The organism is Curtobacterium sp. SP.BCp (genome assembly GCF_051903255.1).
Classification (GTDB): domain Bacteria; phylum Actinomycetota; class Actinomycetes; order Actinomycetales; family Microbacteriaceae; genus Curtobacterium.
This window is the reverse complement of sequence record NZ_CP194338.1, coordinates 2,482,394-2,497,738: the sequence shown is the minus strand read 5'-3', so window position 1 is coordinate 2,497,738 and position 15,345 is coordinate 2,482,394. Positions and strand designations below refer to the sequence as shown.

The following is a 15,345-nucleotide window of genomic DNA, read 5'->3' as shown; positions in this document are numbered from 1 at the left end:
GCGCGTGCAACCGGACCGGGCGGCCCGCGGCCCGTCGCGGTCGGACCGCGGCTCCGTGACGGTGCTGCTCGCCGTCGTCCTCGGCGTCGGCACGACCGTCGCGACGGCGGGCGTGGTGGCGGCGACCCACCGCGTGGCCGTCGTCCGAGCACAGGCGGCTGCCGACGCCGCGGCGCTCGCCGCAGCGGCCGCCCTCGTCGGGCTGGTCCCCGGCGACCCCTGTGCCCGGGCCTCAGTCGTCGCCGAGGCCGGCGGCGCGGTGCTCGGAGGATGCTCGACGGCCGGCGCGGACGCACGGGTGACCACCGCGATCGGCAGCGGTGCGTTCGCCGTGAGCGCAGTCGCCGTCGCCGGAGCACCGAGCGGAGCGCGCCACCTCTGTGTGTATGGTGTGCACGTCGGCCCCCGGTCATCGATGTCCCGGTCGACCCGGACGGCGAGTCACACCGGCGACGTCGCAGGTCCAGGGCCGACGAGCACCATCGATCAAGGAGACACGTGCCAGGCACGAAGAAGCTCGTGATCGTCGAGAGCCCCGCGAAGGCGAAGACGATCGCGCAATACCTCGGTGACGGATACGAGGTCCAGGCGTCAGTGGGCCACATCCGCGACCTCGTCGAGCCCAAGAACCTCCCCGCGGAGCTCAAGAAGGGCCCGATGGGGAAGTTCTCGGTCGACGTCGACAACGGCTTCGAGCCGTACTACGTCGTCTCCGACGCGAAGAAGAAGACCGTCTCCGAGCTGAAGCGCGCGTTGAAGGACGCCGACGAGCTCTTCCTCGCGACTGATGAGGACCGCGAGGGCGAGGCCATCGCGTGGCACCTCCTGCAGGTGCTGAAGCCCAAGGTGCCGGTCAAGCGCATGGTGTTCCACGAGATCACGAAGGAGGCGATCCAGCGCGCGCAGGAGGCCACCCGTGAGCTCGACACCGCCCTGGTCGACGCGCAGGAGACCCGTCGCATCCTCGACCGTCTCTACGGGTACGAGGTCTCGCCCGTGCTCTGGCGCAAGGTCGGCCCCGGCCTCTCCGCCGGTCGCGTGCAGTCCGCCGCCACCCGTCTCGTGGTCGACCGCGAGCGGGAGCGCCTGGCCTTCGTCTCCGCGAACTACTGGGACCTCACCGCCCACTTCGAGAAGCCCGGCGACACCGCCTTCACCGCGAAGCTCGCCCGTGTCCAGGGCACCCGGGTCGCCTCCGGCCGCGACTTCGACGACCGTGGCGCGATCTCGGGCGACGTCGTCCGGCTCGACGAGGCCTCGGCCGCCGCGCTGACGACCGTCCTCGAGCGCGCCGGTGACGCGGTCGTGCGTTCGGTGGACTCGAAGCCGTACACGCGCCGCCCCGCCGCGCCGTTCACCACCTCGACGCTGCAGCAGGAGGCCGCGCGCAAGCTCCGCTTCTCCGCGCGGCAGACGATGAGCGTCGCGCAGTCGCTCTACGAGAACGGCCACATCACCTACATGCGAACCGACTCCTCGTCGCTCTCGCAGCAGGCCGTCAACGCCGCCCGGAAGCAGGCCGCCGCCCTCTACGGCGCCGAGACGGTGCCGGACAAGCCGCGCAGCTACGCCGGCAAGAGCAAGAACGCGCAGGAGGCGCACGAGGCGATCCGCCCCGCCGGTGACACGTTCCGGACGCCGTCGCAGATGGAGAAGGTGCTCCGCGGCAACGACTGGAAGCTCTACGACCTCATCTGGAAGCGCACCGTCGCCTCGCAGATGGCGGACGCCAAGGGGTCGACGGCGTCGGTCGTCCTCGGCATCAGCTCCACCGAGTCGGTCGAAGGGATCACCGCGACCGCGAACGGCACCGACGCGGAGTTCACCGCGTCCGGCACCGTCATCACGTTCCGCGGCTTCCTCAACGCCTACGAAGAGGGGCGGGACGAGGAACGGCACGAGGCGAAGACCGACGGCGACGACGCGAAGCTCCCGCAGATGGTGCAGGGCGACGCCCTCGGCGTCTCGGACGTCGAGGCCAAGGGCCACGACACCTCGGCGCCGCCTCGCTACACCGAGGCGAGCCTCGTGAAGACGCTCGAAGAGCTCGGGATCGGCCGTCCGTCGACCTACGCGGCGATCATCTCGACGATCATCGACCGCGGCTACGTCACCCAGCGGGGCAGTGCACTCGTGCCGAACTGGATCGCGTTCAGCGTGGTGCGGCTCCTCGAGGACTACTTCGGCGACCTCGTGCAGTACGACTTCACCGCCTCGATGGAGGACGATCTCGACCGCATCGCGAGCGGCGACGAGGACCGCGTCGACTGGCTCAAGGGGTTCTACTTCGGCGGAGGCGACCAGCGCGGGCTCCGGACCGTGATCGACAACCTCGGCGAGATCGACGCGCGCGACATCAACTCGGTGGAGCTCGCCCCCGGTCTGACGCTCCGCATCGGCCGCTACGGCCCGTACATCGAGGTGCCGAGCGACGACCCGGAGAAGCCGCGTCGGGTGAACGTCCCCGAGGACCTCGCCCCGGACGAGCTGACCACGGAGAAGGCCCGCGAGCTCGTCGAGGCACCGGTCCTCGGTGACCGTGTGGTCGGCATCAACCCGGAGACCGGGAAGGAGGTCCTCGCGAAGGACGGCCGCTTCGGTCCGTACGTGACCGAGCGCACCCCCGAGCCCGAGCCCACCGTCGACCCCGCCACGGGTGAGGTCACCGAGGCGGCGCCGGCCGCGGCCGCGTCGACCAGCGCCTCCACGACGAGCACCACCGCGAAGAAGACGACGGCCAAGAAGGCGACGACGAAGAAGGCCGCCGCGCCGAAGGAGCGCACCGCGTCCCTCTTCAAGTCGATGGACCCGCAGACGGTCGACCTCGAGACCGCGCTCAAGCTCCTCGACCTGCCCCGGACCGTCGGGCAGGACCCCGAGTCCGGCGAGGACATCACGGCGCAGAACGGTCGCTACGGCCCGTACCTCAAGAAGGGCACCGACACCCGGACGCTCCCGAGCGAGGACGCGATCTTCGACGTCGACCTCGCCGGTGCGCTGGAGCTGTTCGCGCAGCCGAAGTACGGTGCCAAGCGCTCCGCGACCGCGGCGCTCAAGGAGTTCGACGCGGACCCGGTGTCGGGTAAGCCGATCAAGGTGAAGGACGGCCGGTTCGGCCCGTACGTCACCGACGGCGAGACGAACGCCACGATCCCGCGCGGCGAGGACGTCGAGGCGGTCGACTTCGAGCGGGCCGTCCAGCTGCTCGCGGACAAGCGCGCCAAGGGTCCGGTGAAGAAGAAGGCACCGGCCCGCAAGACCGCGGCCAAGAAGAAGTGACCGGTCGCTTCATCACCCTCGAGGGTGGCGACGGCGCGGGCAAGACGACGCAGGCCGAGCGCCTCGCGTCGTGGCTCGGCGAGCACGGGCGCACGGTGGTCCGGACGCGCGAGCCCGGAGGCACGGACCTCGGGCTCCGCGTCCGCGAGATCGTGCTGCACGAGCGCGGCCACGTCGCACCCCGTGCCGAGGCCCTGCTCTACGCCGCCGACCGCGCGCACCACGTCGAGACGGTCGTCCGTCCCGCCGTCGCGCGCGGGGACGTCGTGCTGCAGGACCGCTACATCGACTCCTCCGTCGCGTACCAGGGCGTGGCCCGCGGCCTCGGCGCCGAGCACATCCGCTCGGTGTCGGACTGGGCGACCGACGGGCTGACGCCGGACCTCACGATCCTGCTCGACCTCGACGTCACCGTCGGCCGGGCCCGGGTCGCCGCCGCACGCGGGGACACGTTCGACCGACTCGAGTCCGAGGCGGCCGCGTTCCACGAGTCGGTCCGTCGTGCGTTCCTCGACATGGCCGCCGCGGAGCCCGGACGCTTCCTCGTCGTCGACGCCTCGGCGGACGCGGACACCGTGCAGCGCACGATCCGTGCGGCCGTCGCCCCCGTCGTCGGGATCGACGCGGCATGACGGTGGTCGCTGCCAGGATGTCGGCATGAGCGTGTGGGACGGCCTGACCGGTCAGGAAGAAGCCGTCGCTGCCCTGCGCCGCGCGGCCGAAGCCCCCGAGGGCACGGGCGGCATGACGCACTCGTGGCTCATCACCGGTCCGCCCGGGTCCGGCCGCTCGAACGTCGCAGCGGCCTTCGCGGCGGCGCTGGTCGGTGCCGGCCCCGACGACGACCACACCCTCCGCCAGATCACCGCGCGGACCCACCCGGACGTCTCGGTCCTCACCACGCAGCGGGTCATCATCACGATCGACGAGATCCGGCAGCTCGTGACCTCGTCGTACTACTCGCCCTCGGTCGGCCGGTACCGCATCGTCATCGTCGAGGACGCCGACCGCATGACGGAACGCACCTCGAACCTCCTGCTCAAGGCCCTCGAGGAACCGCCCGAGCGGACCGTGTGGATCCTCTGCGCCCCGAGCGAGGCCGACCTGCTCCCGACCATCAGGTCCCGGGTGCGCTCGGTCCGGTTGCGCGTGCCCGGCATCGAGTCCGTCGCCGACCTGCTCGTCGCCCGGACCGGGGTCGACCGGGTGCTGGCGATGGACGCCGCGCGCCAGGCCCAGAGCCACATCGGCATGGCACAGCGCCTCGCGACGAGCGCCGACGCCCGTGACCGCCGTCGTCGGACGCTCTCGACGGTCCTCGGTGTGCGGAGCGTCGGCGATGCCGTGATGGCCGCCGCCGAGCTCCTCGCGGTCGCCGACGAGGACGCCAAGGCCATCACGCAGGAGCGCGACGGTGAGGAACGCGACGCCGCCCTGCGCTCCCTCGGCGTGGAACCCGGCGGCACGATCCCGCCGGCACTCCGGTCGCAGCTCCGCGCCCTCGAGGAGGACCAGAAGCGTCGGGCGACCCGGAGTCTCCGGGACGGCCTCGATCGCATCCTCGTGGACGTGTCGTCGCTCTACCGGGACCTGCTGCTGCTCGGACTGGGCGCGCCGGCGGAGCCGGTCAACCTGTCGATGCGCGACGAACTCGAGCGGGCGCTGCCGTCCGTGCCGCCGGCGGCTGCGCTCGAGGTCCTCGATGCCGTCTCGACGGCACGGACGCGCATCGCTGCGAACGTCGCCGCCCTGCTCGCGCTCGAAGCGCTGCTCGTGACCATCGCGCGCGCCGCGCGCTGACGGGCCACGCCGCGCGCTGAGCGGGCCACGCCGCGCGCTGAGCGGGCCACGCCGCGCGCTGCGAAGGTCGCGCCGCGCGCTGACCGGCCGCGCCGCGCGCTGACGGGCCGCGCCGCGCGCTGGATGCCGACGCTGCCCATCGCCGGACTGGAGGCACGGGTCGAACCCGCCCCGCGCCTCCAGTCCGTCGCCGCGCACGTGACGGGCCCGCCTGACGCAACCCACAGCCTCCCGGCCGGACCCACGTGGGAGAATCGCGGCATGTCCGACGCCGCCCCCGGCCTGCGCGAGCGGAAGCGCCTCGCCACCCGACTCGCCATCCAGCAGGCTGCGCTGCGCATCGCGGTGGAGGACGGCCTCACGGCCGTCACGGTCGACGAGATCTCCCGCCGCGCCGACGTCTCGCCGCGCACCTTCTTCAACTACTTCCCGAGCAAGGAGCAGGCGATCCTCGGGGACGACCCGACGCTCCCGGACGACGACGCCCTCGCCGAGTTCGTCGCGGGCGGTCCCACCGGCGACCTCCTGCACGACCTGGGCAACCTCCTCGTGCACTCGACGCAGGCGCTCATCGACGAGCGGGGCCTCATCGCCGAGCGGCAGGAGGTGCTGCGCGCCAACCCCGAGCTGTTCTCGCGACGGATGGCGTCGATGAAGGAGTTCCAGCACGAGATCGAGACCGCGGTCGCCCGTCGCCTCGAGGCCACCGAGCCGGACCCCGATGCGCGCCGTCGGCAGGCCCGGCTGGCGTCGATCGTGGCGCTCGGCGCGCTGCGGCATGCATGGTGGGAGTGGTCGGAGCAGGGCGGCGACGTGCACCTCGTCGACGAGCTCGAACGGTCCTTCGCCGACCTCGGCGCGCTGGTTTCGCGTTCGCTGGTCTGAACCTGTATAGTCATTGCTCGTGCCGCTCCGGCGACGGAGTGCCGAAACGCTGTGGTGACACAGCACCAGACGTGCCGGAAACGGTGCGTTCGCCGCCTTAGCTCAGTCGGTAGAGCGATTCACTCGTAATGAATAGGTCGTCGGTTCGATTCCGACAGGCGGCTCCACGGAACCCCCTCCGATCCCCGATCGGAGGGGGTTCTCCCGTTCGTGCACGGTTCGCCTGGTAGACAGGCCGCATGACGGTTCGGTGGGGAGTGCTCGGGACGGGTGGCATCGCGCGCTCGTTCGTCGGTGACTGCGCGGCGGTCGGTGTCGAGTTCGTCGCGGTCGGCAGTCGGACCGCGGCGTCTGCGCAGGCGTTCGCGGACGAGTTCGACATCCCGCGGGCGCACGGCTCCTACGAGGAACTCGTCGCCGACCCGGACGTCGATGCCGTGTACGTCGCGACGCCCCACTCCCGCCACGCCGCCGACGCGCTCCTGGCGATCGAGTACGGCAAGCACGTCCTCGTCGAGAAGGCGTTCACGATCACCGCCGCCGAGGCCCGCGCGGTCGCGGACGCAGCCCGCCGTGCCGACGTCGCGGTGATGGAGGCCATGTGGACGCGCTTCCTGCCGCAGATGGCGATGATCCGGCAGGTGCTCGCGGAGGGCCGCATCGGTCGCCCGCGGCTCGTCGAGGCGACGCACCACCAGGCCCTGCCGTCGGACCCGCAGCACCGGCTGAACGACCCGGCGCTGGGCGGGGGAGCGCTGCTCGACCTCGGCATCTACCCGGTGTCGTTCGCCGTCGACGTGCTCGGACTGCCGGAGTCGGTCGTCGCGTCCGGCACGCTCAGCGAGCAGGGCGTCGACACGCAGATGGGCATCGTGATGACCCACGCGGGTGGGACGCAGTCGACGGTGCACTTCGCCCTCGACCTCGCGAGTCCGAACACGGCGTCCATCATCGGCGAGGACGGCCGAATCGACCTCGACGCGACGTGGTTCACGCCGACGACGTGGCGCCTCCGCGACCGTGACGGCGTCGTGGTGGAGGAGTTCGACGGCCGTGAGGAACGGACCGGCTACGGCCACGAGGCGCGCGCGTTCGAGGCGATGATCGAGACCGGGACGCACGAGGGCGGGCCGATGGACCTCGAGGAGTCGGTCGGGATCATGGCGCTCCTCGACGAGGTCCGGCGCCAGGTCGGCGTCCGCTACGCGGCCGACGAGCAGGCGGATCAGGAAGACGGCCTGGAGGCTCCTCCCGCAGTTCCGTAGGATCGGTCGCGATGTCCGAGCCGCAGCCCCCACGACCGACCCTCGCCGAGCGCGCCCGTCACGCCGTCACCGCGTTCCGCGGCTCGGTCGCCCGACGTCCCGTGCCGTGGATCGCCGGTGGTCTCGCCGGTGTCCTCGTCCTCGGTTCCGGCGGTGCGGTCGCGGTCGCGGCGGCCACCATGCCCGACGTGGCGACACCGGCGCAGACCACCGCTGCGGCGCCCTCCGCGACGGCGCCACGCACGCCGTCCGCGAAGCCGTCGGCCACCCCGACCGCGACCGGGCGCGCGGTGCCGGAGGACCCCGCGGGACCGACCGCGCTCCGCACGTGCAGCATCGACCAGGCCGCGGGGGCACCCGGACTCGGATCGTTCGAGGGGGCCGTGGTCGACGCGGCGACGGGCGAGGTCCTGTACTCGCACGCCGGCGACCAGCCGAAGCAGACCGGCAGCGTCATGAAGACCCTGACGACCGCGACCGCACTGGCCGTCCTCGGAGGCGATCACCGCATCCCCACGACGGTGACGAAGGAGGCGAACGGGACGATCGCGCTCGTCGGGCACGGTGACGCCACCCTCTCCGCGGGCGGCGCGACCGTGTACCCGGGTGCCCCGACGCTCGGGCAGCTCGCACAGCAGGTGAAGGCGAAGCTCGGCAGCTCCCCGGTCACGACGATCGTCACGGACGACACGTACTGGAGCGACGCCGACGCCTGGGACCCGACGTGGCCGGTGTCCGAGCGGACCATCGGGTACCAGCCGGAGGTCACCGCGCTCATGGTCGACGGCGACCGCGCGAACCCCGGAGCAGCGACGTCCCCGCGGTCCACCGACCCCGTCGGGCGTGCCGGGGCGGCGTTCCGGACCGCGCTCGCGAACGCGGGGGTCGTCGGCGCCGCGAACGCGCAGATCGTCAAGCGCGCCACCACCTCGACGGACACCATCGCCACGGTGTCCTCGCAGCCGGTGTCGACCCTGATCGGCCAGATGATCCCCAACTCGGACAACACCCTCGCCGAGATGCTCGCCCGCATCTCGGCGAAGGAGTCCGGGTCGAACGGCTCCGCAGCCTCGCTGACCGGGGTGTACCAGGCGGCGCTGAAGACCTACGGGGTCGACCCGTCCGGCATCGTGATCAAGGACGGCTCGGGGGAGAGCGCGGCGAACGCGGTGTCGCCCGAGTTCGTCGCGAAGCTCATGGTCCCCGTGCAGGCCGGCGCGAAGGGCCTCGGCACGCTGTCGGACGCCCTGCCGGTCGCGGGCGTCTCGGGCACGCTCTCGAGCCGCTTCACGGGCGCGAACGCCGTCGCGCGGGGCAAGGTGCACGCGAAGACCGGCTGGATCGACAGTGCGAACACGCTCGGCGGCTGGATGGACGCGGCGGACGGCACCCGCCTGACGTTCGCGTTCTACGCCATCGGTTCGTCGCGTGCGGCAGCGCTCCCGGCACTCGACGCCGTGACCGCGGCCACGTACTCGTGCGGGGCGAAGCTCACCAGCTCGTAGCGCAGCCGACGCGGTCTCCGAGGCCGTTCGGTGCAAGATGGACCCATGGCCAGGGCACTGCTCGTCGTCGACGTCCAGAACGACTTCACCGAGGGCGGTGCGCTCGGGGTGACCGGTGGTGACGCCGTCGCCGAGCGCATCTCGGTGTTCCTCGGGCAGCACGCGGGGGAGTACGACCTCATCGTCGGCTCCCGCGACTGGCACCACGGCGACGACGACAACGGTGGGCACTTCGCCGGAGCGGAGGGCCCGGACTTCGTCGACACGTGGCCCGTCCACTGTGTCCAGGACACTCCCGGCGCGGACTACCACCCGACATTCGACACGGACCCGGTGGACGTCCACGTCTACAAGGGGCAGGGGGCGCCGGCGTACTCGGCGTTCCAGGGGCGCACGGCCGACGGCGTCCCGCTCGGCGAGGTGTTCGAGCAGCACGACGTCCGCGAGGTCGACATCGTCGGCATCGCCACCGACCACTGCGTCCGTGCCAGCGCGCTCGACGCACTCGAGGGCGGCGCGGCCGTCACGGTGTACGAGGACCTCGTGGTCGGGGTCGACCCGGGGCGCAGCGCCGCAGCGCTCGACGAGGTGCGTGCGGCCGGCGGGCTCGTCGACCACAGCGACACCGACGAGGGCCTGCACCGCCCGGGCGGCGCGCGCATCTGACGCCGCAGCTGGCGTGACGCGCGCGCCCGCGCGTCAGACCAGGAGCTGGTGCTTCGCCAGGTCGCGGTAGAGCGGCGTCGACTCGACGAGCTCCGAGTGCGTCCCGACCCCCACGACCCGTCCGTGCTCCAGCACGACGATGACGTCCGAGTCGACCACGGTGGACAGCCGGTGGGCGATGACCAGCAGCGTGCGGTCCTCGGCCACGGCGTCGATCGCGAGCCGCATCTTCTGCTCGTTCACCCCGTCGAGCGACGACGTCGACTCGTCGAGCAGCAGGATCGGCGGTGCCGCGAGGAGCGCCCGGGCGATGGCGAGCCGCTGCCGTTCACCGCCGGAGAGCATGACGCCGTCTTCGCCGACCTGCGCGTCGAGGCCCCGGGGGTCGCGGTGCAGGACCTCGCCGAGGTTCACCGCCTCGAGGACGCGGACGCAGTCCTGCTCCGTGGCGTCCGGCGACCCGAGCAGCAGGTTGGCGCGGATCGTGCCGGCGAGCACGGGGGCGTCCTGCTCGACGTAGCCGATCTGGGCGCGGAGCTCGGCGCGGTCCAGCCCGCGGACGTCGACGCCGCCGAGCCGGATCACGCCGTCGGTCGGGTCGTAGAACCGCTCGATGAGCGCCAGGGTGGTCGACTTGCCCGCACCCGAGGGGCCCACGAGGGCGACCCGCGAACCGCGGGGGACCCGGAAGGAGACGTCGTGGAGCACCACGTCGTCTGCGGGGGCGGTGTCTCCAGGGTGATCCGTGCCTCCAGGCCGGTCCGTCGCCCCGTCGGGACCGGACGCCTGCGCGGCTGCCGCGTACCGGAACGACACGTGCTCGAACGTGATCGCGTCGTCGCCCGGGACGGCCGCGGCGACCCGGACGGCGCGGTCGTCCTGGTCCTCCGTCGGCAGGTGCAGGATCTCCTCGATGCGGCCGAGCGCACCGAGCGCCTGCGCGACCGCGACCGCTGCGCCCATCGCCTGGCCGAGCGGCATGATCATCATGAAGAGCAGCAGGATGAACGTGATGAGCGTGGCGATGGTGATCGTCCCCGCCGCGACCTGGGCACCGCCGACGCCGAGCACGGCGATGAAAGCGACCTGCATCACGATGCTCGCGACCGGGACCACGAACGCCGACATCTTCGCGATGTCGAGGCCGCGCTTGTACGCCTCGGTCGCGTGTCCGTCGACCTCGCGCACCTCGCGCTCGGTGGCGCCGGCGGCGCGGATGGTGCGGACGGCACCGATGCCGCGCTCGACGGCCGCGGTGAGGTCGCCGACCTTCTCCTGCGCCTTCTTCGAGGCGACGCGGATGCGGCGGCTGAGCCCACCGACGACGACGATCGCGACGGCGACGATGACCACCACGATCACGAGCAGGAGTGGATCGATGATCGCCATCGCCACGATCGCGCCGATGAAGGTGAGCGCGCCGCCGATCGACTCGATGAGCCCCTGGGTGAGCACGGCGCGGAGCAGGGTCGTGTCGCTGCCGACGCGGGACACGAGGTCACCGGTCCGTCGCGTGTCGAACTCCGAGATGGGGAGGTTGAGGATGCGCGCGATGAGCTTCCGACGGGTGCTCAGCACGACGCCCTCGCCCGCGCGCTGGAGCAGGAAGTGCTGGATGCCGTTCAGCAGACCGGCCACGATGACGAGCCCGACGAGCAGCCACACGAGCGTGCTCAGCGTCCGTCCGCCCTGGACCGCGGTGATGACCTGGTTGACGAGGAGCGGCTGGGCGAGGGAGGCACCGGCGCCGAGGACGCTCAGCACGATGATCACGGCCATCGCGGGCTTGTTCTCGAACAGGTAGGACAGCAGGCGGCCGAAGCTGGCGCGGGGACCGTCGTTCTTCTTGGGGCGGGCGAAGGGGAAGCTCATCGTGTTCCTAGTCTCTGCCGTACTTCTTGTGCACTGCCTGGCGGCTGACGCCCAGGAGCGTCGCGATCTCCTGCCACGACGCGCCGGCGTTCCGGGCGCGGCGGGCGGCGAGCTCCTCCGTGCGGTCGAGGGCCTTGCGGAGCTCGCGCACCGAGGCGAGTGCAGCGAACGGGTCGTCGCCGTCGGCGCCCGAGGCCAGCGTGGTGATGGTCGGACCGTCCATCATGTCAACCTACATTGACGAACGAGCTGTATCAACCGGGGTTGACGGGGCGGGGTGGGGCGGGCCCGGCCCGTGCGGATGCGACGTTCCGCGCGTCGATCACGAGGTGTTTCGTCGCTCGATGCTCGCGCATCCGATGTGCGTGCATCGGGCGACGAACCGCGCGTCGAACGACACGCGCGGCGTCGCAACGCGCGCGTTTCGTGGACGCAGGCCGCCCGCACCCGCCGCACCACACGACGGACGGGAGGCGCGGTGCCCGCTGGCACCGCGCCTCCCGTCCGTGACGTGCGCACCCGGGTGCGTTACGGGGCGAGGCTCCCCGAGGAGCGCACGTGGCCGTCGCCGGCCGCCGCGTCGGCGGGGACGCCGAGCACGCGCTCGGCCTCGGCCTCGCCGAAGTCCGCGTGCCGGGTCTCCTTGACGAAGAAGAGCGCGACGAGCGTCACGACCGCGGCGATGGTCAGGTAGAGCCCGACGAGGAAGATGTTCCCGTCGGCCTTCCACAGCGCGAGCGCCACGGTCGGGGCGAGCGACGCACCGAGGATCGACGCGACGTTGTACGCCACCGCCGAGCCCGTGTACCGGACGTTCGTCGGGAACAGCTCCGGCAGCAGGGCGCCCATCGGTCCGAACGTCAAGCCCATGAGCGACAGGCCGACGATCAGGAAGGTGACGACGGTGATCGGCCCGTGCGAGGCGGCGAACCAGATCTGGAACGTCAGGCCGAACACGGCGATGCCCGCGGTGGTCCAGAGGAGCGTCGACCGGCGGCCGAACTTGTCCGCGAGGAACCCGGCGACCGGGGTGAGGATGCCGAAGAACACCACGCCGATCATGAGCAGCGTCAGGAACTCGCCGCGGGAGTACCCGAGGCCGATCTTCGGGACGAGGGGACCGGCCGTGGCACCCGTGGTGCCGTAGGTCAGCGTGAACGTCGTCATGAAGTAGAAGAGCACGTACGTCGCGACCATGCCGAAGGTGCCGATGATGAGCGGCCGCCACGAGGTGCGGAACACCCGGGCCAGCGGGACCTTCGCGACCGTGCCGGACTCCTGCACGCCGCGGAAGACGGTCGACTCCACGAGCTTGAACCGCACGTAGAGACCGACGATCACGAGGACGGCGGAGAGCAGGAACGGGATGCGCCAGCCCCACGCCTGGAAGTCGGCGTTCGCCGTGCCGTCCGCGCCGGCGGGCATCGCGGCGTTGATGGCGATGAAGAGCCCGTTCGCGAGCAGGAACCCGATCGGGGCGCCGAGCTGGGGGAGCGAGCCGAACACGCCGCGCTTGCCCTTCGGGGCGTTCTCGGTCGCGAGCAGCGCCGCACCGGACCACTCGCCACCGAGCCCGACGCCCTGTGCGAAGCGCATGACGGCGAGCAGCACGGGTGCCCAGACGCCGATCGAGTCGAACGTCGGCAGGCAGCCGATGAGGAACGTCGCCGTGCCCATCACGAGCAGCGAGGCGACGAGCGTGGCCTTGCGGCCGATGCGGTCACCGAAGTGGCCGAAGATGATCGAGCCGACGGGTCGGGCGAAGAACGCGAGGGCGAACGTCACGAACGACGACAGCTGCGAGGCCGTCGGGTCCTCGTTCGGGAAGAACAGCGTCGGGAAGACGAGGACCGCCGCGGTCGCGTAGACGTAGAAGTCGTAGAACTCGATGGAGGTCCCGACGAGGCTGGCGATGACGACGCGGGAGCGCGGGTTGCCTGCGGGTGCCGGGGTGGTCGTGCTGGGTGCCGATGCGGCTGACATGCGTGTGTGGTGACTCCGAGGGGAGCACCCGGGAGGGGTGCAGCGGTGTTCCGGACGGCGGACACCGGTCGGTTCGCGCAGGTGGCGCGTCGCCGATCGGGTGCGTTCGGTGAGTGGTTGACCGCTTGTGACGGGGGCTCACAGCCTACGACAGATGTCGCTTTCCTGCGAATCCGCAGAGAACGAACGGCCGGGAGGCGCGGTGCACGTCGTCCGTGCTCCGCGCCTCCCGGTGGTGGTCGCGCTGGTGCGCGCCGTGGTCGCGCTGGTGCGCGCCGTGGTCGCGCTGGTGCGCGCCGTGGTCGCGCTGGTGCGCGGTCGCTCAGCTCGCGGCGCCGGCCTCGAGGTGGGCGGGCAGCTGGTGGCCCATGCGGTCCCGCTTGGTGTCGAGGTAGCCCGCGTTCTGCGCGGAGATGCCGACGACGAGCGGCACGAGCGACTCGACCGCGATGCCGTGCTCCTCGAGCTGCCGGCGCTTCTCCGGGTTGTTCGAGAGGAGGCGGACGCTCGTGATCCCGAGGTCGGCGAGGATGCCCGCGGCGCCCCCGTACTCGCGCGAGTCGGCGGGCAACCCGAGCGCGAGGTTCGCGTCGAGGGTGTCGAGCCCGTCCTCCTGGAGGCGGTAGGCCTTGAGCTTGTTGATCAGGCCGATGCCGCGTCCCTCCTGCCCACGGAGGTAGACGACCACGCCGCCCTCGGACGCGATCGTGTCGAGCGCCGCGTCGAGCTGCGGTCCGCACTCGCACTTCAGCGATCCGAAGGCTTCGCCGGTCAGGCACTCCGAGTGCACCCGCACGAGCGCACCGTCGCCCGGGCGTGAGCCGTCGGGGAGCGTTCCGATGATGGCGACGTGCTCGGCGCCCGTGACGAGGTCGCGGTAGGCGCGCATCTCGAACGTGCCGTGGGTGGTCGGGACGTTCGTGGACACCTCGAACTGGACCGGGCTCCCCGGCGTGGGGGAGGTCAGTGCGTCGGTCATCGTGTGCTCCGGTCGTTCTGGGGCGCCGTCCCAGGGTGCGCGGCGCCGTGCGGCCGGGCCCGGACCAGGAGGTCGGGACCCAGGCTGGTGGTCGATGTTACGTCCAACCGCAGGCGGTCGGTCATGCTTCCCACGCCGAGGTCGTCGACCGCGACGCGGGGTCCGCCGAGCAGCACGGGGGCGACGTAGACGAGGTACTCGTCGACGAGGCCGGCCGCGATGAGCGCGGAGGTCAGGGTGGGGCCGCCCTCGACGAAGACCGAGTGCACGCCGTGGTCGCGGAGGGCCGCCAGGGACGCCGCGAGGTCGTGCCCCGGCAGTGTGACGAGGCCGCGCGGGTGCCGGCGGAGCGCGGCGGTGTCCGGGACCGGTCGGTCGCCGAAGACCACCGGGAGGGGCTGGTCGGCGAGGAGCTCACCCGCATCGCCCCGTGCGGTGAGGGAGGGGTCGTCGGCGAGCACGGTGCCGGTGCCGACGAGGATCGCGTCGTGCGCCGCCCGCTGTTCGTGGACGTGCTGGCGTGCGGCGGCACCAGTGATCCACTGGCTGGTCCCGTCGGCCGCTGCAGCGCGTCCGTCGAGGCTCGACGCCCACTTCGCGGTCACCCACGGGCGACCGAGCCGGACCGAGAGCAGCCAGCGCTCGAGGAACGTCTCGGCCTCGGCGGCGAGGACCCCGGACACGACGTCGACGCCGGCGGCGCGGAGCCGGTCGGCGCCGCCGTGCACGTGCGCCCCCGGGTCGTCGATCGCGTACACGACGCGGCCGATGCCGGCCTCGACGAGGGCGAGTGCGCAGGGGCCTGTCCGCCCGGTGTGGTTGCACGGCTCCAGGGTCACGACGGCGGTCGCGCCACGGAGCAGTGCCGGGTCGACCTTTGCCATCGCGTCGACCTCGGCGTGCGGCGTGCCGGCGCCCTTGTGCCAGCCCTCGGCGAGCACCGTGCCGTCGGGGGAGAGGATCACCGCTCCGACCCGGGCGTGGTCGCCGACGGCGGGGCCGAGCGCCGCGATCTCGAGGCCGCGGCGCATCGCCCGGACCTCGGCCGGGGTCGCGGTTCCGGAGGGGGTGCTGGTCACTCCTCGACACTACCGACGACAAGTCGGTGACG

At 72.1% G+C, this 15,345-nt stretch carries 12 protein-coding genes, 1 tRNA gene and 1 pseudogene; 9 read left to right on the top strand and 5 right to left on the bottom strand.

Annotated elements, in window-relative coordinates; all coding sequences use genetic code 11:
- Nucleotides 1-4 precede the first annotated feature (4 nt).
- From ACRQ4C_RS11790 to ACRQ4C_RS11750, 9 genes are all read left to right on the top strand, one after another.
- A complete protein-coding gene (locus tag ACRQ4C_RS11790; protein ID WP_439688773.1) occupies nt 5-523 on the top strand; it encodes a hypothetical protein in 519 nt (172 codons plus the stop codon).
- Nucleotides 499-3,279 carry a type I DNA topoisomerase gene (gene topA / locus ACRQ4C_RS11785; protein WP_439688772.1) on the top strand — a complete coding sequence of 927 codons (2,781 nt, stop codon included), beginning with the start codon at nt 499-501 and terminating at the stop codon, nt 3,277-3,279. Before ACRQ4C_RS11790 ends, topA begins: the two co-directional genes overlap by 25 nt.
- Nucleotides 3,276-3,911 carry a dTMP kinase gene (tmk, locus tag ACRQ4C_RS11780; protein WP_439688771.1) on the top strand — a complete coding sequence of 212 codons (636 nt, stop codon included), beginning with the start codon at nt 3,276-3,278 and terminating at the stop codon, nt 3,909-3,911. Before topA ends, tmk begins: the two co-directional genes overlap by 4 nt.
- Nucleotides 3,912-3,936: 25 nt before the next feature.
- Entirely contained in the window at nt 3,937-5,079 is a 1,143-nt protein-coding gene (locus ACRQ4C_RS11775; protein ID WP_439688770.1) for a DNA polymerase III subunit delta', read from the top strand.
- 261 nt (nt 5,080-5,340) lie between these two features.
- Nucleotides 5,341-5,964 carry a TetR/AcrR family transcriptional regulator gene (locus ACRQ4C_RS11770; RefSeq protein ID WP_439688769.1) on the top strand — a complete coding sequence of 208 codons (624 nt, stop codon included), beginning with the start codon at nt 5,341-5,343 and terminating at the stop codon, nt 5,962-5,964.
- A gap of 91 nt (nt 5,965-6,055) precedes the next feature.
- Nucleotides 6,056-6,131 (top strand) — tRNA-Thr (locus ACRQ4C_RS11765).
- A 72-nt stretch (nt 6,132-6,203) separates the two neighbouring features.
- Entirely contained in the window at nt 6,204-7,229 is a 1,026-nt protein-coding gene (locus ACRQ4C_RS11760) for a Gfo/Idh/MocA family protein (protein WP_439688768.1), read from the top strand.
- Between the two features lie 11 nt (nt 7,230-7,240).
- Complete coding sequence (dacB, locus tag ACRQ4C_RS11755) at nt 7,241-8,734, top strand: D-alanyl-D-alanine carboxypeptidase/D-alanyl-D-alanine endopeptidase (RefSeq protein ID WP_439688767.1); 1,494 nt, start codon at nt 7,241-7,243, stop codon at nt 8,732-8,734.
- Between the two features lie 45 nt (nt 8,735-8,779).
- Nucleotides 8,780-9,400: an isochorismatase family protein gene (locus tag ACRQ4C_RS11750; protein WP_439688766.1), complete on the top strand. Its 621-nt coding sequence runs from the start codon at nt 8,780-8,782 to the stop codon at nt 9,398-9,400.
- A 33-nt stretch (nt 9,401-9,433) separates the two neighbouring features.
- Here the strand turns inward: ACRQ4C_RS11750 and ACRQ4C_RS11745 are convergent, their stop codons facing one another.
- The 5 genes and pseudogenes from ACRQ4C_RS11745 to ribD form a co-directional block, all read right to left on the bottom strand.
- A complete protein-coding gene (locus ACRQ4C_RS11745) occupies nt 9,434-11,272 on the bottom strand; it encodes an ABC transporter ATP-binding protein (protein ID WP_439688765.1) in 1,839 nt (612 codons plus the stop codon).
- A gap of 7 nt (nt 11,273-11,279) precedes the next feature.
- The gene (locus ACRQ4C_RS11740; protein ID WP_290131285.1) at nt 11,280-11,495 is read right to left on the bottom strand and encodes a hypothetical protein; all 216 of its coding nucleotides are present in this window, start codon (nt 11,493-11,495) and stop codon (nt 11,280-11,282) included.
- A gap of 305 nt (nt 11,496-11,800) precedes the next feature.
- Nucleotides 11,801-13,255: an MFS transporter gene (locus ACRQ4C_RS11735; protein ID WP_290131286.1), complete on the bottom strand. Its 1,455-nt coding sequence runs from the start codon at nt 13,253-13,255 to the stop codon at nt 11,801-11,803.
- Nucleotides 13,256-13,577: 322 nt separating this feature from the next.
- A pseudogene (ribA, locus tag ACRQ4C_RS11730) lies at nt 13,578-14,207 on the bottom strand (GTP cyclohydrolase II); the annotation flags it as partial.
- 23 nt (nt 14,208-14,230) lie between these two features.
- Complete coding sequence (gene ribD, locus ACRQ4C_RS11725) at nt 14,231-15,265, bottom strand: bifunctional diaminohydroxyphosphoribosylaminopyrimidine deaminase/5-amino-6-(5-phosphoribosylamino)uracil reductase RibD (RefSeq protein WP_290134214.1); 1,035 nt, start codon at nt 15,263-15,265, stop codon at nt 14,231-14,233.
- Nucleotides 15,266-15,345 lie beyond the last annotated feature (80 nt).